This window comes from Segatella copri (assembly GCF_051861805.1).
In the GTDB taxonomy this organism is placed as follows: Bacteria; Bacteroidota; Bacteroidia; order Bacteroidales; family Bacteroidaceae; genus Prevotella; species Prevotella copri_M.
The window spans coordinates 1,133,870-1,148,362 of the sequence record NZ_CP146520.1; the positions used below are offsets into that span (position 1 = coordinate 1,133,870).

Consider the following 14,493-nt stretch of genomic DNA (forward strand, 5'->3'; position numbering starts at 1 on the left):
AAAATGGCAAATCGCGATTTACATTTGACACGTAACATCGGTATCATGGCGCACATCGATGCCGGTAAGACAACAACATCTGAGCGTATCTTGTTCTATACAGGTAAGACTCATAAGATTGGTGAGGTACACGATGGTGCTGCTACTATGGACTGGATGGCCCAGGAGCAGGAGCGTGGTATTACTATTACTTCTGCAGCTACAACTTGTAACTGGAACTATCTCGGTAAGTCTTATAAGATTAACTTGATCGATACTCCGGGACACGTTGACTTCACTGCTGAGGTTGAGCGTTCACTCCGTGTACTCGATGGTGCTGTTGCTACATATTCTGCAGCTGATGGTGTACAGCCACAGTCAGAGACAGTATGGCGCCAGGCTGACAAGTACAATGTACCTCGTATCGGTTATGTAAACAAGATGGACCGTTCAGGTGCTAACTTCTTTGAGACAGTTCAGCAGATGAAGGATATCTTGGGTGCTAATCCTATTGCTATTCAGATTCCTATTGGTGCAGAGGAGAACTTCAAGGGTGTAGTTGACCTGATTAAGATGAAGGCTATTCTCTGGCACGATGAGACTATGGGTGCTGAGTATGATGTAGAGGATATTCCTGCTGATTTGGCTGACGAGGCTGCAGAGTGGCGTGATAAGCTTCTTGAGGGTGCTGCTAACTTCGACGACGAGGTTATGGAGCTCTATCTCGATGGCCAGGATATTCCAGAGGAGAAGCTGCTTGCTGCTATCCGTAAGGGCTGCTGTGCTATGGAGTGCTGCCCAATGTTGCTCGGTTCTTCATACAAGAACAAGGGTGTTCAGCCATTGCTCGACTATGTATGCGCATTCTTGCCTTCACCAATGGATACTCCAAATATCGTCGGTACTAACCCTGATACTGAGGAGGAAGAGGATCGCAAGCCATCTGAGGATGAGCCAACATCTGCTCTCGCATTTAAGATTGCTACAGACCCATTCATGGGCCGCCTGGTATTCTTCCGTGTTTACTCAGGTAAGGTTGTTGCTGGTTCTTACGTTTACAACCCACGTTCTGGCAAGCGCGAGCGTATCAGCCGTCTGTTCCAGATGAACTCTAAGCAGGAGATTCCAATGGAGTCTATCGACGCTGGTGATATCGGTGCAGGTGTAGGTTTCAAGGATATCCGTACAGGTGATACACTCTGTGATGAGGATCACCCAATCGTATTGGAGTCTATGACATTCCCTGATACTGTGATCTCTATCGCAGTTGAGCCAAAGAGCCAGGCTGACATCGCTAAGATGGATAACGGTCTCGCTAAGTTGGCTGAGGAGGACCCAACCTTCACAGTTCGTACAGACGAGCAGAGCGGTCAGACTATCATCTCTGGTATGGGTGAGCTCCACTTGGATATCATCATCGACCGTTTGAAGCGTGAGTTCAAGGTTGAGTGTAACCAGGGTAAGCCTCAGGTTAACTATAAGGAGGCTATCACTAAGACAGCTCAGAGCCGTGAGACTTACAAGAAGCAGTCTGGTGGTCGTGGTAAGTTCGCTTGTATCGACGTAACCATCGGTCCTAAGGACGAGGATTATAAGGAGGGCGACTTGCAGTTCATCAACGAGGTTAAGGGTGGTAACGTTCCTAAGGAATTCATCCCATCTGTACAGAAGGGCTTCGCTGATTGCTTGTCAAATGGTGTACTCGGTGGCTTCCCAATGACAGGTTTGAAGGTAACTTTGACCGATGGTAGCTTCCACCCAGTTGACTCTGACCAGTTGTCATTCGAGTTGGTAGCACATCAGGCATTCAAGGTACTTTGCCCTAAGGCAGGTCCTGTTTTGATGGAGCCTATCATGAAGGTAGAGGTTGTTACTCCAGAAGAGAACATGGGTGATGTAATCGGTGACTTGAACAAGCGCCGTGGTCTCGTTCAGGGTATGGAAGAAGGTCGTAGCGGTGCTCGCATCGTAAAGGCTATGGTTCCATTGGCTGAGATGTTCGGTTATGTAACAGCTTTGCGTACTATCACTTCTGGTCGTGCAACAAGCTCTATGGAGTATGATCACCATGCACCTCTCTCTTCAACAATCGCTAAGGCAGTGTTGGAGGAGGTTAAGGGTCACGCAGAACTCCTTTAATAAAAAGAAATAACGGTAAGATGAGGCGCTGCTTAGCGAATGACTCTTAAGCAGCGTACCTCTTCTTCCATTAGACTAAAATAATTCATAATATTAATAACTTAATTTTAAAAATGAGTCAGAAAATCAGAATTAAGCTGAAGTCTTACGACCACCAGTTGGTTGACAAGTCAGCTGAGAAGATTGTGAAGGCTGTTAAGGCAACAGGCGCTATCGTTAGCGGTCCTATTCCATTGCCAACACACAAGCGTATTTTTACTGTAAACCGCAGTACTTTCGTTAACAAGAAGTCTCGCGAGCAGTTCCAGCTCTCAGATTTCAAGCGTCTCATCGACATCTACAGCTCAACAGCTAAGACAGTTGATGCCTTGATGAAGCTTGAATTGCCAAGTGGTGTAGAAGTAGAAATCAAAGTCTAATTATTAAAAATTAAATTGAAATGCCAGGATTAATTGGAAAGAAAATCGGAATGACATCCGTTTTCAGTGCCGACGGTAAGAATATTCCGTGCACTGTTATCGAAGTAGGTCCTTGTGTTGTAACCCAGGTTAAGACCGTAGAGAAGGATGGTTACAAGGCTTATCAGTTAGGTTTCGGCGAGGCAAAGGAGAAGCGTACTTCTCAGCCTATGATGGGAATCTTCAAGAAGGCAGGCACAACACCTAAGAAGCACTTGGCCGAGTTCAAGTTTGATGAGGAGTACAACCTCGGTGACACCATTACAGTTGAAATCTTCAACGGCTGCAAGTTCGTTGACGTAATTGGTACATCAAAGGGTAAAGGCTTCCAGGGCGTTGTAAAGCGTCACGGATTCGGTGGTGTAGGTCAGTCTACTCACGGTCAGGATGACCGCGCTCGCAAGCCGGGATCTATTGGTGCATGTTCTTACCCTGCTAAGGTATTCAAGGGTATGCGCATGGGCGGCCAAATGGGAGGTGACAGAGTTACTACTCAGAACCTTCAGGTGTTAAAGGTAATTCCAGAGCAGAATCTCCTTATCGTTAAGGGTTCTTTCGCTGGATGCAAAGGTTCAACTGTTTTAATTGAGAAATAATGGAAGTTAGCGTATTAGATATCAAAGGTCAGGAGACCGGCCGCAAGGTAGCTCTTAATGATGCAGTCTTCGGCATTGAGCCTAACGATCACGTTCTCTACCTCGACGTAAAGCAGTATCTCGCTAACCAGCGTCAGGGTACAGCTAAGTCTAAGGAGAGAAGCGAGATGAGCGGTTCTACTCGTAAGCTTGGTCGTCAGAAGGGCGGCGGCGGTGCTCGTCGTGGTGATATTAACTCACCTGTACTCGTAGGTGGTGCTCGCGTATTTGGTCCTAAGCCACGTGATTACCGCTTCAAGCTCAACAAGAAAGTAAAGATTCTTGCTCGTAAGTCAGCATTGTCTTACAAGGCTCAGGGGAACTCTATCGTGATGTTGGAAGATTTCACTTTTGAGGCTCCTAAGACTAAAGAATTCTTAAGTGTTCTTAAGAATCTTAAAATTGAGGGCAAAAAAGTGCTCTTCGTTTTGCCAGAATCAAATAAAAACGTATATTTGTCTGCACGTAACTTACAGCGCGCTGAGGTTATCCTCGCATCTAACGTCAATTCGTATAAAGTTTTGAATGCTGATGTAGTAGTGATTACTGAAAAGTCGCTGGAGACTATCGACCAGATCTTAACAAAGTAAAAAGGAGATATTAGAATATGGCATTTATTATCAAACCATTGGTTACTGAGAAGATGACCAAGATTACAGACAAGCAGCCTAACCGCTATGGCTTCGTTGTTCGTCCTGAGGCTAATAAGCTCGAGATTAAGAAGGAAGTTGAGAGTCTGTATAATGTTACAGTAGTTGACGTGAACACAATTCGCTATGCTGGCAAGCGCTCTGCCCGTTACACTAAGGCAGGTCTTGTTAAGGGTCAGAAGAATGCGTTCAAGAAGGCAATCGTTACTCTTAAGGAGGGCGATACAATTGATTTTTACAGCAATATTTAAAATAAAAAATGGCAGTACGTAAATTAAAACCGGTTACTCCGGGTCAAAGACACAAGGTTATTGGCACGTTCGAGGATATTACTGCATCCGTGCCAGAGAAGTCTCTCGTTTACGGTAAACGTTCTACCGGCGGTCGAAACAACACCGGTAAGATGACCGTTCGCTACATTGGCGGTGGTCACAAGCAGAAGTATCGTTTAATCGACTTCAAACGTGAGAAAGATGGTGTTCCAGCAGTTGTTAAGACAATCGAGTACGATCCAAATCGTTCGGCTCGTATCGCATTGCTTTACTACGCTGATGGTGAAAAACGTTACATTATTGCTCCTAACGGACTTGAGGTAGGCGCTACTTTGATGTCAGGTGCAGAAGCTGCTCCTGAGATTGGTAACTGTCTTCCTTTGGCAAACATCCCTGTTGGTACAGTGATTCACAACATTGAGTTGCGTCCTGGTCAGGGTGCTTTGTTGGTTCGTTCGGCTGGTAATTTTGCTCAGTTGACTTCTCGTGAGGGCAGTTATTGTGTAATTAAGCTCCCTTCTGGTGAAACACGCCAGATTTTGAGTGCTTGTAAGGCTACAGTTGGTAGTGTTGGTAACTCTGACCACGCTCTTGAGCAGTCTGGTAAGGCTGGTCGCTCACGCTGGTTGGGTCGTCGTCCACACAACCGTGGTGTTGTTATGAACCCTGTTGATCACCCAATGGGTGGTGGTGAAGGTCGCCAGAGTGGTGGTCACCCACGTTCACGTAAGGGCTTGTACGCTAAGGGTCTTAAGACTCGCGCACCTAAGAAGCTTTCTAACAAGTATATTATCGAAAGAGCTAACAAAAAATAAAGAGTAAATTATGAGTCGTTCACTTAAAAAAGGTCCATACATCAACGTTTCTCTCGAGAAGAAGATTCTCGCTATGAACGAGAGTGGCAAGAAGAATGTTGTTAAGACATGGGCTAGAGCTTCAATGATATCTCCTGATTTCGTAGGACATACTGTTGCAGTTCATAACGGTAACAAATTTATCCCTGTTTATGTTACAGAGAATATGGTTGGCCACAAGCTTGGAGAGTTCGCTCCAACACGTCGCTTTGGCGGTCACTCTGGTAACAGAAAGTAAGCTAAGGGTTAAACCATTTAAAAATTTAAGTAAATAATGGGAGCAAGAAAACATATTGCGGCTGAGAAATTGAAAGAAGCCCGTAAAAACTTGTACTTCGCTAAGTTGGTAGGCGTTCCTTCTTCTCCACGTAAGATGCGCTATGTAGTAGACATGATTCGTGGTATGGAGGTTAACCGTGCACTCGGAGTACTTCGCTTCTCTAAGAAGCAGGCATCTGCTGACGTTGAGAAATTACTTCGTTCAGCTATCGCTAACTGGGAGGCAAAGAATAATCGCAAGGCTGAAGACGGTGAGCTTTATATCAGTAAGGTCTTCGTTGACGAAGGCGTTACAATGAAACGTATGAGACCTGCACCACAGGGTCGTGGTTATAGAATCCGTAAGCGTTCTAACCATGTAACTCTCTTTGTTGATGCAAAAACTAATGACGAAAAATAATTAAGTAGAATGGGACAGAAAGTTAATCCGATTAGTAACCGACTTGGTGTTATCCGTGGTTGGGATTCAAATTGGTTCGGTGGTAAGAACTTCGGTGACAACCTCGTTGAGGATCAGAAAATCCGTAAGTATCTTAACGAGCGCCTTGCTAAGGCAAGCGTTTCTCGTATCGTTATCGAACGTACATTGAAGCTTGTTACCATTACTATTTGCACAGCCCGTCCAGGTATTGTCATTGGTAAAGGTGGTCAGGATGTAGATAAGTTGAAGGAAGAGTTGAAGAAGCTTTATAAGAAAGATATTCAGATCAACATCTTCGAGGTTAAGAAGCCTGAGCTTGATGCTACCATCGTAGGTAAGAACATCGCGAGCCAGATTGAGCACATGATTGCTTATCGTCGCGCTATCAAGATGGCAGTTGCTAACACTATGCGTGCTGGTGCTGAGGGTATCAAGATTCAGATTACAGGTCGTCTGAACGGTGCTGAAATGGCACGTAAGGAAATGTACAAGGAGGGTCGTACTCCTCTTCACACTTTCCGTGCAGACATCGACTACTGCCAGTGCGAGGCACTTACTAAGGTAGGTTTGCTTGGTATCAAGGTTTGGATTTGTCGTGGTGAGGTTTATGGTAAGGCTGATCTTACTCCAAACTTCTCTCAGGATAACAAGAGCAACAACAACCGTGGTAACGGTCGCTCTAACAACCGTGGTGGTAATCGTAAAAGAAACAATAACCGTTAAATTTTAGAAAGCTATCATGTTACAGCCAAAAAGAGTAAAATATAGAAGACCTCAAGATGGTCGTGGCAACAAAGGCAACGCTCATAGAGGTACACAATTGGCATTCGGTTCTTTCGGCATCAAGACTCTTGAGTCAAAGTGGATCGATAGCCGTCAGATCGAGGCAGCTCGTGTGGCATTGAACCGCTACATGAATCGTCAGGGTCAGGTCTGGATCCGCATTTTCCCTGATAAGCCAATCACTCGTAAGCCAGCCGATGTCCGAATGGGTAAAGGTAAGGGTGATCCAGCAGGATGGGTTGCACCTGTTACACCAGGTCGCATTCTCTTTGAAGTAGAGGGTGTTAGTTTCGACATCGCAAAGGAGGGACTCCGTCTTTGCGCTCAGAAACTTCCTGTGAAGACTAAGTTTATTGTTAGACGTGATTACGATAAAAACGCTTAATTATGAAGATTGCAGAAATTAAAAATATCGAGACCAAGGAATTGGTTGAGAAGTTGGAGGCAGCTGTTGACGCTTTGAACAAGAAGAAGATCAACCACAATGTAACTCCACTTGAGAATCCATCAGAGATTAAGGTTGCTCGTCGTGATATCGCACGTATGAAAACTGAACTTCGTCAGAGAGAACTTAACAAATAATAATGGTCCAGATGGAAACAAGAAATTTAAGAAAAGTAAGACAGGGTGTTGTTATCAGCAACAAGATGGATAAAACCATTGTTATTGCAGCTAAGTTCAAGGAGATGCACCCTATTTATGGTAAGTTTGTCCAGAAGACAAAGAAGTACCATGCACATGACGAGAACAATGAGGCTAACGTAGGTGATACAGTTATGATCATGGAGACTCGTCCTCTGTCTAAGACTAAGAGATGGAGATTAGTACAAATTGTAGAAAAAGCTAAGTAATTATGATACAGGCAGAATCAAGACTTACAGTATGTGATAACAGCGGTGCTCGCGAGGCTCTTTGCATTCGAGTTCTCGGTGGTACAGGCCGTCGTTACGCTAGTGTTGGTGACGTGATTGTCGTTGCTGTCAAGAACGTTATCCCATCAAGTGATTTGAAGAAAGGTGCAGTATCAAAGGCTTTGATTGTTCGCACAAAGAAGGAAATTCGTCGTGCTGATGGTTCTTACATCCGTTTCGATGATAACGCTTGTGTATTGCTCAACAATGCAGGTGAGCTTCGTGGTAGCCGTATCTTCGGTCCTGTTGCTCGTGAGCTTCGTGCAGTTAATATGAAAGTCGTTTCTTTGGCACCTGAGGTTCTTTAATATTTTTAAAAGTATAAAGTAATGAGTAAGTTACATATTAAGAAAGACGATACCGTTATCGTTATTGCCGGTGCTGATAAGGGCAAGACAGGTAAGGTGCTCAAGGTCCTCGTTGACGAGAACCGTGCCATCGTTGAGGGTGTGCACATGGTATCTAAGAGCACTAAGCCATCTGCAAAGAATCCTCAGGGAGGTATTGTTAAGCAGGAGGCTCCTATTCATATCTCAAATTTGAGTTTGATCGATCCTAAGAGTGGCAAGGCTACTCGCGTTGCTATCAAGCATGAGGGTAAAAACGTTGTTCGCATCGCTAAAAAGTCAGGGGAGGAAATCAAGTAATGGATACAGCACAGTTAAAGAAAGTATATAAGGAGACTATCGCTCCTTCTTTGCAGAAGCAGTTCAACTATTCTTCAGCAATGGAAATTCCTGTGTTGAAGAAGATTGTTATCAACCAGGGTCTCGGTGATGCTACACAGGACAAGAAGATTGTTGACGTAGCTATCAATGAGATTACTGCTATCACCGGTCAGAAGGCTGTTGCTACATATTCTAAGAAGGATATTGCAAACTTCAAGCTTCGTAAGAAGATGCCTATCGGTGTTATGGTAACATTGCGTCGTGAGCGTATGTATGAGTTCTTGGAGAAGCTCGTTCGTGTTTCTCTTCCTCGTATCCGCGACTTCAAGGGTATTGAGAGCAAGTTTGATGGCCGTGGTAACTATACATTGGGTATCACAGAGCAGATTATCTTCCCTGAGATCAACATCGATGAGATCGATCGCATCCAGGGTATGAACATCACCTTCGTTACAACTGCTAAGACAGACGAGGAAGGTTTTGCTCTTTTGAAGGCATTCGGTCTTCCATTCAAGAACGCAAATAAAGATTAAGAGATATGGCAAAAGAATCAATGAAAGCTCGCGAGATTAAGCGTGCAAAGCTTGTAGCTCGTTACGCTGAAAAGCGCGAAGCTCTGAAAAAGATTATTGCAACTTCTAATGATCCAGCCGAAGCATACGAGGCAGCTCGTAAGCTTCAGGCTATCCCTAAGAATGCAAACCCTATCCGTCTTCACAACCGTTGCAAGATCACTGGTCGTCCAAAGGGTTATATCCGCCAGTTCGGTCTTTCACGTATCCAGTTCCGTGAGATGGCTTCTGCAGGTTTGATTCCAGGTGTAAAGAAGGCAAGCTGGTAATCCTTACAGGCAAAAGAATTTTTTTATTTAATATTGTCGGGGTAGTCCCGATTAATTAAACATTTATATTATGACAGATCCAATAGCAGATTATCTGACAAGACTCAGAAACGCAATCATGGCTCATCACCGTGTTGTTGAAGTTCCTGCGTCTAACTTGAAGAAAGAGATTACTAAGATCCTCTTCGAGAAAGGTTACATCCTCAACTACAAGTTTGTAGAGGATGGTCCTCAGGGCTCAATCAAGGTTGCCTTGAAGTACAACCCAACTACAAAGCAAAACGCTATCAAGTGTTTGAAGCGCGTGTCTACTCCAGGTTTGCGTAAGTACACTGGTTACAAGGACATGCCAAGAGTTATTAACGGATTAGGTATTGCTATCTTATCTACATCCAAAGGTGTAATGACAGACAAAGAGGCTTCTGATCTTAAGATCGGTGGCGAGGTTCTTTGCTATATTTATTAATTGGAGGCTTTTATATGTCTAGAATAGGAAAATTGCCAATTAGTATCCCTGCAGGCGTTACTGTAAACTATGACAACGATTCACACGTTTGTACAGTAAAGGGCCCTAAGGGTGAACTTTCTCAGTGGATTGATCCATCTATCAAGTTTAACAATGCAGATGGTCATATTAGCTTTGAAATCGATGAAAATAGTCCTGTAAATGTTAAGCAGAAGCAGGCTTTCCACGGTTTGTATCGCTCTCTCGTTCACAACATGGTTGTTGGCGTTAGCGCAGGCTATACAAAGGTTTTGGAATTGGTAGGTGTTGGTTATCGTGTTTCTAACCAGGGCAACCTTATTGAGTTCGCTTTGGGTTACACTCACCCTATTTTCATCCAGTTGCCTAAGGAGATTAAGGTTGAGACTAAGTCTGAAAGAAACCAGAACCCAATCTTGACATTGGAGTCATGCGACAAGCAGTTGTTGGGACTCGTTTGTGCAAAAATTCGTTCTTTCCGCAAGCCTGAGCCTTATAAGGGTAAGGGTATTCTCTTTAAGGGTGAAGTTATTCGCAGAAAGTCTGGTAAGAGTGCTTCAGCTAAGTAATTTTAAGTATTTACGATTATGACAACAAAGAAAGTAGAAAGACGAATTAAGATAAAGTTCCGCATTCGTAAGAGTGTTAACGGAACAGCTGAGCGTCCACGTCTTAGTGTTTTCCGCTCTAACAAGCAGATTTACGCTCAGGTTATTAATGATTTGACAGGCACTACACTTGCATCAGCTTCTTCACTCGGTTTGGAGAAGATGCCTAAGCAGGAGCAGGCAACTAAGGTTGGCGAGCTCATCGCTGAGAAGGCTAAGGCTGCTGGCGTTGAGGCAGTAGTTTTCGACCGTAATGGTTATCTCTACCATGGTCGCGTAAAGCAGTTGGCTGAGGGTGCTCGTAATGGTGGTCTTAAATTTTAAACGATTATGGCAATGGATAAAGTAAAAGTAAATAACGAAGAAGTACTTAAGGATCGCTTGGTTGCTATCAACCGTGTAACTAAGGTTACTAAGGGTGGTCGTACTTTCACATTCGCTGCTATCGTCGTTGTTGGTGACGGTAATGGCGTAATCGGCTACGGTCTTGGTAAGGCAGGTGAGGTTACAGCTGCCATCGCCAAGGGTACTGAGGCTGCTAAGAAGAACTTGGTTAAGGTTCCTGTACTTAAGGGTACAGTTCCTCATGAGGTAGAGACTGCATTCGGTGGTGCTAAGGTACTCATCAAGCCTGCTGCAGCCGGTACTGGTTTGAAGGCCGGTGGTGCTATGCGTGCTGTACTTGAGAGTGTTGGTATCAAGGATGTCATCGCAAAGTCTAAGGGTTCTTCTAATGCCCACAACCTTGTTAAGGCTACTATCGCAGCTCTCGCTGAGATGCGCGATGCTTACACTGTTGCAGGTGAGCGTGGTATCAGTATGGATAAAGTATTTAACGGTTAATTAGGAAAAGTCGAATATGGCAACAATTAAAATCAAGCAGATTAAGAGTAAAATCGGTGCTCCAGTAGATCAGAAGCGTACACTCGCTTGTCTTGGTCTCCACAAGATTTCTCAGGTTGTTGAGGTAGAGGATACTCCTAGCAACCGTGGTATGATCCGTAAGGTTCATCACCTCGTAAGTGTAGTTGATTAATTAATCTTTATAAATTAGGAACGATTATGAAATTAAATAATTTGAAACCTGCTGCAGGTTCTACCCATTCACGTCGTCGTATTGGTCGTGGTCCAGGTTCTGGTCTCGGTGGTACTTCTACACGTGGTCACAAGGGTGCCAAGGCTCGTTCTGGTTATAAGAGAAAGATTGGTTTCGAAGGTGGTCAGATGCCATTGCAGCGTCGTGTTCCAAAGGCTGGTTTCAAGAATATCAACCATAAGGAGTACTTCGCAGTAAACCTTTCAACTCTTCAGGCTCTTGCCGAGGCAAAGAGCCTTACAAAGATCGGTATTGAGGAACTTAAGGCTGCAGGTCTTACCAATGGTAAGGAGCTGGTTAAGGTTCTCGGTAACGGCGAACTTAAAGCAAAATTGGAAGTTGAAGCTAATGCTTTCTCAAAGACTGCTGAAGAGGCAATCAAGGCAGTTGGTGGTAACGCAACTATAATCTAAGTAAATGAAAAAGTTTATTGAGACACTAAAGAACTGTTGGAAGATTGAGGATCTCCGTCAGAGACTCCTTATTACTCTTCTGTTTACGGCTATTTACCGTTTTGGCTCGTTTGTTGTACTTCCTGGTATCAACCCGAGCATGTTGGAAAAATTGCAGTCGCAGACCTCTGGCGGTCTTATGTCGCTTCTGGACATGTTCTCTGGTGGTGCATTTTCCAATGCGTCTATCTTTGCGTTGGGAATTATGCCTTATATCTCAGCTTCAATTGTTATGCAGCTTCTTGCTGTCGCTGTGCCTTATTTCCAGAAGATGCAGCGAGAGGGTGAGAGTGGCCGCAAAAAAATACAATGGTATACTAGAGTCCTGACTGTCGCCATCTTGGTCTTTCAGGCTCCTAGTTACCTTTTGAACTTGAAGATGCAGGCAGCCAATGCTCTGGCAACAGGTATTAGCTGGACTGTCTTCATGATTCCGGCAACTATCATCTTGGCAGCAGGTAGTATGTTCATTCTCTGGTTAGGTGAGCGTATCACTGATAAGGGTGTTGGTAATGGTATCTCTCTGATCATTATGATTGGTATCATCGCTCGTTTGCCTCAGGCATTCGTTCAGGAGGTTACTTCTCGTTTGCAGGCAATTTCTGGTGGTGGTCTTATTATGTTCATTGTTGAGATTCTCATTCTCTATGCTGTAGTTTGTGCTTCAATTCTTTTGGTACAGGGTACACGCAAGATTCCGGTTCAGTATGCCAAGCGATTGGTTGGCAATAAGCAGTATGGTGGTGCACGTCAGTACATTCCTTTGAAGCTTTTTGCAGCCAACGTGATGCCTATCATCTTTGCACAGGCTTTGATGTTTATTCCATTGGCGATAGTTCGCTATCAGTCTGAGAACGCAAGCAGCGTTGTTCAGCAGTTGATGGATAACCGCAGTTTGCTTTATAATGTTGTTTATGTAACCTTAGTGATTGCATTTACATATTTCTACACTGCGATTACATTGAACCCAACTCAGATGGCTGAAGATATGAAGCGTAACAATGGTTTCATTCCAGGCGTTAAGCCAGGTAAGGATACCGCTGAGTACATTGATACCGTAATGTCTCGTATTACTTTACCAGGTTCATTATTTATAGCATTTATTGCGATTATGCCAGCTCTTGCAGGACTTCTTGATGTGCAGCAGGCCTTCTCACAATTCTTCGGAGGTACATCTCTGTTGATTTTGGTAGGTGTTGTCATTGACACATTGCAGCAGATTGAGAGTCATTTGCTTATGCGCCACTACGATGGTCTTCTTAATTCAGGCCATACTCGTCAGGGTGGTGTTGCTGCATATTAATCTTTATCTTTTGAAATGCAGATATTTCTGAAGACAGAGGATGAAATTGACCTAATGCGTAAGGCAAACCAACTCGTTGGTGCTACCCTTGCAGAGTTAGGTAAACATATAAAACCAGGTGTAACGACTCTCCAATTGGATAAGGTAGCCGAGGAATTCATCCGTGATCATGGTGCGATTCCAACGTTTAAGAATTTTCCTAATCCATTTGGAGAGCCTTTTCCCGCTAGTATATGTACATCTATCAATGATGTAGTTGTACATGGAATACCAAGTGAAAAGAGTGTCCTCAAGGAAGGAGATATTATTTCCATTGATTGTGGAACTCTTCTCGAAGGTTTCAATGGTGACAGTTGCTATACTTTCGCTGTTGGAAAAATATCTTCTGATGTTAAGCAACTTCTAAAGGTAACTAAAGAATCTTTGTATCTAGGTATTGAACAGGCTATAGCAGGAAATCACTTGGGTGATATTGGTTATGCGATTCAAAACCATTGCCAAGGTTTTGGTTATGGAGTTGTTCGTGAATTGACTGGTCATGGTATTGGGAAGGAAATGCATGAAGATCCTCCAGTCCGTAACTACGGTAGTAGAGGTTCTGGCATCTTGTTGAAAGAGGGCATGTGCCTTGCCATTGAGCCAATGATTACTATGGGCGACCGAAAGATAGGATTACTTCCCGATAAATGGAGTATAGTAACTAGAGATCGTCTGCCAGCTGCTCATTACGAGCATACTATAGTTGTTCGAAAAGGTAAAGCTGAAATTTTATCTTCATTCGTAGAAGTTGAACATTTAGAAGGACAAAATTTTTAATTATGGCAAAACAGGCCGCTATTGAGCAAGATGGAACTATTGTAGAGGCATTATCAAATGCTATGTTCCGCGTTGAATTAGAGAATGGTGTTGACATTACTGCCCACATCTCTGGTAAGATGAGAATGCATTACATCAAGATTTTACCTGGTGATAAGGTTAAGGTGGAAATGAGTCCATACGACTTGACAAAGGGTAGAATTGTTTTTAGATACAAATAATTATCACTATATAAGGTTATGAAGACAAGAGCATCATTGAAGAAGCGTTCAGCTGATTGCAAGATCGTACGTCGTAAGGGTCGTCTCTTCGTTATTAACAAGAAGAACCCTAAGATGAAATTGCGTCAGGGCTAATGTTAAAGTTTGGTAAAAGTATGGCTAATTCAAAAAAAAGTTGTACTTTTGCACCGCTTTTAAAGCAAGGTATTAATTTTTAATTTTTTATTAAACAATGGCAATAAGAATTGTTGGAGTAGATTTGCCCCAGAATAAGCGTGGCGAAATCGCATTGACCTATATCTATGGTATCGGTCGAAGTAGTTCAGCAAAGATATTGGATAAGGCAGGTGTAAGCCGTGACCTGAAAGTCAGCGAGTGGTCTGACGATCAGGCAGCCAAGATCCGTGAAATTATCGGCGCTGAGTTCAAGGTTGAAGGTGATCTCCGTTCAGAGATCCAGATGAACATTAAGCGACTGATGGATATTGGTTGCTATCGTGGAGTTAGACATCGTAATGGTCTTCCTGTTCGCGGACAGAGCACTAAGAACAATGCTCGTACTCGTAAGGGTAAGAAGAAGACTGTTGCTAATAAGAAGAAGGCTACTAAGTAATTCTAAGGAG

Annotated in this window: 27 protein-coding genes; all 27 read left to right on the forward strand. The window is 43.7% G+C overall.

The features are described from left to right. The first annotated feature begins 3 nt into the window (after positions 1 to 3). Positions 4 to 2,118 (forward strand): elongation factor G, encoded by a 2,115-nt coding sequence (gene fusA, locus V8Z93_RS04320; RefSeq protein WP_203041076.1) that lies wholly within the window; start codon positions 4 to 6, stop codon positions 2,116 to 2,118. Positions 2,119 to 2,231: 113 nt separating this feature from the next. After that, positions 2,232 to 2,537 carry a 30S ribosomal protein S10 gene (gene rpsJ / locus V8Z93_RS04325; RefSeq protein ID WP_006283658.1) on the forward strand — a complete coding sequence of 102 codons (306 nt, stop codon included), beginning with the start codon at positions 2,232 to 2,234 and terminating at the stop codon, positions 2,535 to 2,537. A gap of 20 nt (positions 2,538 to 2,557) precedes the next feature. Then, positions 2,558 to 3,172: a 50S ribosomal protein L3 gene (rplC, locus tag V8Z93_RS04330; RefSeq protein ID WP_153125299.1), complete on the forward strand. Its 615-nt coding sequence runs from the start codon at positions 2,558 to 2,560 to the stop codon at positions 3,170 to 3,172. Continuing rightward, the gene (gene rplD / locus V8Z93_RS04335) at positions 3,172 to 3,801 is read left to right on the forward strand and encodes a 50S ribosomal protein L4 (protein ID WP_439432498.1); all 630 of its coding nucleotides are present in this window, start codon (positions 3,172 to 3,174) and stop codon (positions 3,799 to 3,801) included. Before rplC ends, rplD begins: the two co-directional genes overlap by 1 nt. A gap of 17 nt (positions 3,802 to 3,818) precedes the next feature. Further along, positions 3,819 to 4,112, forward strand: a complete 294-nt coding sequence (rplW, locus tag V8Z93_RS04340; protein ID WP_006848834.1) for a 50S ribosomal protein L23 — start codon at positions 3,819 to 3,821, stop codon at positions 4,110 to 4,112. 8 nt (positions 4,113 to 4,120) lie between these two features. Then, positions 4,121 to 4,948, forward strand: a complete 828-nt coding sequence (gene rplB / locus V8Z93_RS04345; protein WP_022122147.1) for a 50S ribosomal protein L2 — start codon at positions 4,121 to 4,123, stop codon at positions 4,946 to 4,948. Between the two features lie 10 nt (positions 4,949 to 4,958). Then, positions 4,959 to 5,225: a 30S ribosomal protein S19 gene (gene rpsS, locus V8Z93_RS04350; protein ID WP_006848832.1), complete on the forward strand. Its 267-nt coding sequence runs from the start codon at positions 4,959 to 4,961 to the stop codon at positions 5,223 to 5,225. A 36-nt stretch (positions 5,226 to 5,261) separates the two neighbouring features. Next, positions 5,262 to 5,666: a 50S ribosomal protein L22 gene (gene rplV / locus V8Z93_RS04355; protein WP_006848831.1), complete on the forward strand. Its 405-nt coding sequence runs from the start codon at positions 5,262 to 5,264 to the stop codon at positions 5,664 to 5,666. A 9-nt stretch (positions 5,667 to 5,675) separates the two neighbouring features. Continuing rightward, positions 5,676 to 6,410 (forward strand): 30S ribosomal protein S3, encoded by a 735-nt coding sequence (rpsC, locus tag V8Z93_RS04360; RefSeq protein ID WP_203041078.1) that lies wholly within the window; start codon positions 5,676 to 5,678, stop codon positions 6,408 to 6,410. 16 nt (positions 6,411 to 6,426) lie between these two features. Then, positions 6,427 to 6,855 (forward strand): 50S ribosomal protein L16, encoded by a 429-nt coding sequence (gene rplP / locus V8Z93_RS04365; protein ID WP_006848829.1) that lies wholly within the window; start codon positions 6,427 to 6,429, stop codon positions 6,853 to 6,855. Positions 6,856 to 6,857: 2 nt separating this feature from the next. Next, a complete protein-coding gene (rpmC, locus tag V8Z93_RS04370) occupies positions 6,858 to 7,052 on the forward strand; it encodes a 50S ribosomal protein L29 (protein WP_006848828.1) in 195 nt (64 codons plus the stop codon). Positions 7,053 to 7,054: 2 nt separating this feature from the next. Next, on the forward strand, positions 7,055 to 7,321 hold the full coding sequence (gene rpsQ / locus V8Z93_RS04375; protein ID WP_006848827.1) for a 30S ribosomal protein S17: 267 nt from the start codon (positions 7,055 to 7,057) through the stop codon (positions 7,319 to 7,321). Between the two features lie 2 nt (positions 7,322 to 7,323). Then, the gene (rplN, locus tag V8Z93_RS04380) at positions 7,324 to 7,689 is read left to right on the forward strand and encodes a 50S ribosomal protein L14 (protein WP_089543923.1); all 366 of its coding nucleotides are present in this window, start codon (positions 7,324 to 7,326) and stop codon (positions 7,687 to 7,689) included. A gap of 21 nt (positions 7,690 to 7,710) precedes the next feature. After that, on the forward strand, positions 7,711 to 8,028 hold the full coding sequence (gene rplX, locus V8Z93_RS04385; protein ID WP_203041079.1) for a 50S ribosomal protein L24: 318 nt from the start codon (positions 7,711 to 7,713) through the stop codon (positions 8,026 to 8,028). Then, positions 8,028 to 8,582: a 50S ribosomal protein L5 gene (gene rplE, locus V8Z93_RS04390; protein WP_203041080.1), complete on the forward strand. Its 555-nt coding sequence runs from the start codon at positions 8,028 to 8,030 to the stop codon at positions 8,580 to 8,582. The genes rplX and rplE overlap by 1 nt, the downstream gene beginning before the upstream one ends. 5 nt (positions 8,583 to 8,587) lie before the next feature. Then, positions 8,588 to 8,890, forward strand: coding sequence for a 30S ribosomal protein S14 (rpsN, locus tag V8Z93_RS04395; RefSeq protein WP_089543921.1), 303 nt, complete (start codon positions 8,588 to 8,590; stop codon positions 8,888 to 8,890). A gap of 70 nt (positions 8,891 to 8,960) precedes the next feature. Next, a complete protein-coding gene (gene rpsH, locus V8Z93_RS04400; protein WP_006848822.1) occupies positions 8,961 to 9,356 on the forward strand; it encodes a 30S ribosomal protein S8 in 396 nt (131 codons plus the stop codon). 14 nt (positions 9,357 to 9,370) lie between these two features. Further along, the gene (gene rplF / locus V8Z93_RS04405) at positions 9,371 to 9,943 is read left to right on the forward strand and encodes a 50S ribosomal protein L6 (protein WP_203041081.1); all 573 of its coding nucleotides are present in this window, start codon (positions 9,371 to 9,373) and stop codon (positions 9,941 to 9,943) included. Positions 9,944 to 9,961: 18 nt separating this feature from the next. Beyond that, positions 9,962 to 10,306: a 50S ribosomal protein L18 gene (gene rplR / locus V8Z93_RS04410; protein ID WP_022122151.1), complete on the forward strand. Its 345-nt coding sequence runs from the start codon at positions 9,962 to 9,964 to the stop codon at positions 10,304 to 10,306. 6 nt (positions 10,307 to 10,312) lie between these two features. Next, positions 10,313 to 10,825 carry a 30S ribosomal protein S5 gene (gene rpsE, locus V8Z93_RS04415; RefSeq protein WP_117662536.1) on the forward strand — a complete coding sequence of 171 codons (513 nt, stop codon included), beginning with the start codon at positions 10,313 to 10,315 and terminating at the stop codon, positions 10,823 to 10,825. A gap of 16 nt (positions 10,826 to 10,841) precedes the next feature. After that, on the forward strand, positions 10,842 to 11,018 hold the full coding sequence (rpmD, locus tag V8Z93_RS04420) for a 50S ribosomal protein L30 (RefSeq protein ID WP_006848818.1): 177 nt from the start codon (positions 10,842 to 10,844) through the stop codon (positions 11,016 to 11,018). A 26-nt stretch (positions 11,019 to 11,044) separates the two neighbouring features. Then, a complete protein-coding gene (rplO, locus tag V8Z93_RS04425; protein ID WP_203041082.1) occupies positions 11,045 to 11,491 on the forward strand; it encodes a 50S ribosomal protein L15 in 447 nt (148 codons plus the stop codon). 4 nt (positions 11,492 to 11,495) lie between these two features. Further along, complete coding sequence (gene secY, locus V8Z93_RS04430; RefSeq protein WP_203041083.1) at positions 11,496 to 12,833, forward strand: preprotein translocase subunit SecY; 1,338 nt, start codon at positions 11,496 to 11,498, stop codon at positions 12,831 to 12,833. Positions 12,834 to 12,848: 15 nt separating this feature from the next. Continuing rightward, positions 12,849 to 13,649, forward strand: a complete 801-nt coding sequence (gene map, locus V8Z93_RS04435) for a type I methionyl aminopeptidase (RefSeq protein WP_439432499.1) — start codon at positions 12,849 to 12,851, stop codon at positions 13,647 to 13,649. Positions 13,650 to 13,651: 2 nt separating this feature from the next. Then, positions 13,652 to 13,870, forward strand: a complete 219-nt coding sequence (gene infA / locus V8Z93_RS04440) for a translation initiation factor IF-1 (protein ID WP_006848815.1) — start codon at positions 13,652 to 13,654, stop codon at positions 13,868 to 13,870. 18 nt (positions 13,871 to 13,888) lie between these two features. After that, a complete protein-coding gene (rpmJ, locus tag V8Z93_RS04445) occupies positions 13,889 to 14,005 on the forward strand; it encodes a 50S ribosomal protein L36 (RefSeq protein WP_006848814.1) in 117 nt (38 codons plus the stop codon). A gap of 97 nt (positions 14,006 to 14,102) precedes the next feature. Next, positions 14,103 to 14,483 (forward strand): 30S ribosomal protein S13, encoded by a 381-nt coding sequence (gene rpsM, locus V8Z93_RS04450; protein ID WP_022252022.1) that lies wholly within the window; start codon positions 14,103 to 14,105, stop codon positions 14,481 to 14,483. Positions 14,484 to 14,493: the final 10 nt, after the last annotated feature.

Excerpts from the sequence above, each read along its gene's own strand:
- fusA (WP_203041076.1), top strand. The coding sequence starts at position 4 with ATGGCAAATCGCGATTTACATTTGACACGTAACATCGGTATCATGGCG.
- rpsJ (WP_006283658.1), top strand. The coding sequence starts at position 2,232 with ATGAGTCAGAAAATCAGAATTAAGCTGAAGTCTTACGACCACCAGTTG.
- rplC (WP_153125299.1), top strand. The coding sequence starts at position 2,558 with ATGCCAGGATTAATTGGAAAGAAAATCGGAATGACATCCGTTTTCAGT.
- rplD (WP_439432498.1), top strand. The coding sequence starts at position 3,172 with ATGGAAGTTAGCGTATTAGATATCAAAGGTCAGGAGACCGGCCGCAAG.
- rplW (WP_006848834.1), top strand. The coding sequence starts at position 3,819 with ATGGCATTTATTATCAAACCATTGGTTACTGAGAAGATGACCAAGATT.
- rplB (WP_022122147.1), top strand. The coding sequence starts at position 4,121 with ATGGCAGTACGTAAATTAAAACCGGTTACTCCGGGTCAAAGACACAAG.
- rpsS (WP_006848832.1), top strand. The coding sequence starts at position 4,959 with ATGAGTCGTTCACTTAAAAAAGGTCCATACATCAACGTTTCTCTCGAG.
- rplV (WP_006848831.1), top strand. The coding sequence starts at position 5,262 with ATGGGAGCAAGAAAACATATTGCGGCTGAGAAATTGAAAGAAGCCCGT.
- rpsC (WP_203041078.1), top strand. The coding sequence starts at position 5,676 with ATGGGACAGAAAGTTAATCCGATTAGTAACCGACTTGGTGTTATCCGT.
- rplP (WP_006848829.1), top strand. The coding sequence starts at position 6,427 with ATGTTACAGCCAAAAAGAGTAAAATATAGAAGACCTCAAGATGGTCGT.
- rpmC (WP_006848828.1), top strand. The coding sequence starts at position 6,858 with ATGAAGATTGCAGAAATTAAAAATATCGAGACCAAGGAATTGGTTGAG.
- rpsQ (WP_006848827.1), top strand. The coding sequence starts at position 7,055 with ATGGTCCAGATGGAAACAAGAAATTTAAGAAAAGTAAGACAGGGTGTT.
- rplN (WP_089543923.1), top strand. The coding sequence starts at position 7,324 with ATGATACAGGCAGAATCAAGACTTACAGTATGTGATAACAGCGGTGCT.
- rplX (WP_203041079.1), top strand. The coding sequence starts at position 7,711 with ATGAGTAAGTTACATATTAAGAAAGACGATACCGTTATCGTTATTGCC.
- rplE (WP_203041080.1), top strand. The coding sequence starts at position 8,028 with ATGGATACAGCACAGTTAAAGAAAGTATATAAGGAGACTATCGCTCCT.
- rpsN (WP_089543921.1), top strand. The coding sequence starts at position 8,588 with ATGGCAAAAGAATCAATGAAAGCTCGCGAGATTAAGCGTGCAAAGCTT.
- rpsH (WP_006848822.1), top strand. The coding sequence starts at position 8,961 with ATGACAGATCCAATAGCAGATTATCTGACAAGACTCAGAAACGCAATC.
- rplF (WP_203041081.1), top strand. The coding sequence starts at position 9,371 with ATGTCTAGAATAGGAAAATTGCCAATTAGTATCCCTGCAGGCGTTACT.
- rplR (WP_022122151.1), top strand. The coding sequence starts at position 9,962 with ATGACAACAAAGAAAGTAGAAAGACGAATTAAGATAAAGTTCCGCATT.
- rpsE (WP_117662536.1), top strand. The coding sequence starts at position 10,313 with ATGGCAATGGATAAAGTAAAAGTAAATAACGAAGAAGTACTTAAGGAT.
- rpmD (WP_006848818.1), top strand. The coding sequence starts at position 10,842 with ATGGCAACAATTAAAATCAAGCAGATTAAGAGTAAAATCGGTGCTCCA.
- rplO (WP_203041082.1), top strand. The coding sequence starts at position 11,045 with ATGAAATTAAATAATTTGAAACCTGCTGCAGGTTCTACCCATTCACGT.
- secY (WP_203041083.1), top strand. The coding sequence starts at position 11,496 with ATGAAAAAGTTTATTGAGACACTAAAGAACTGTTGGAAGATTGAGGAT.
- map (WP_439432499.1), top strand. The coding sequence starts at position 12,849 with ATGCAGATATTTCTGAAGACAGAGGATGAAATTGACCTAATGCGTAAG.
- infA (WP_006848815.1), top strand. The coding sequence starts at position 13,652 with ATGGCAAAACAGGCCGCTATTGAGCAAGATGGAACTATTGTAGAGGCA.
- rpmJ (WP_006848814.1), top strand. The coding sequence starts at position 13,889 with ATGAAGACAAGAGCATCATTGAAGAAGCGTTCAGCTGATTGCAAGATC.
- rpsM (WP_022252022.1), top strand. The coding sequence starts at position 14,103 with ATGGCAATAAGAATTGTTGGAGTAGATTTGCCCCAGAATAAGCGTGGC.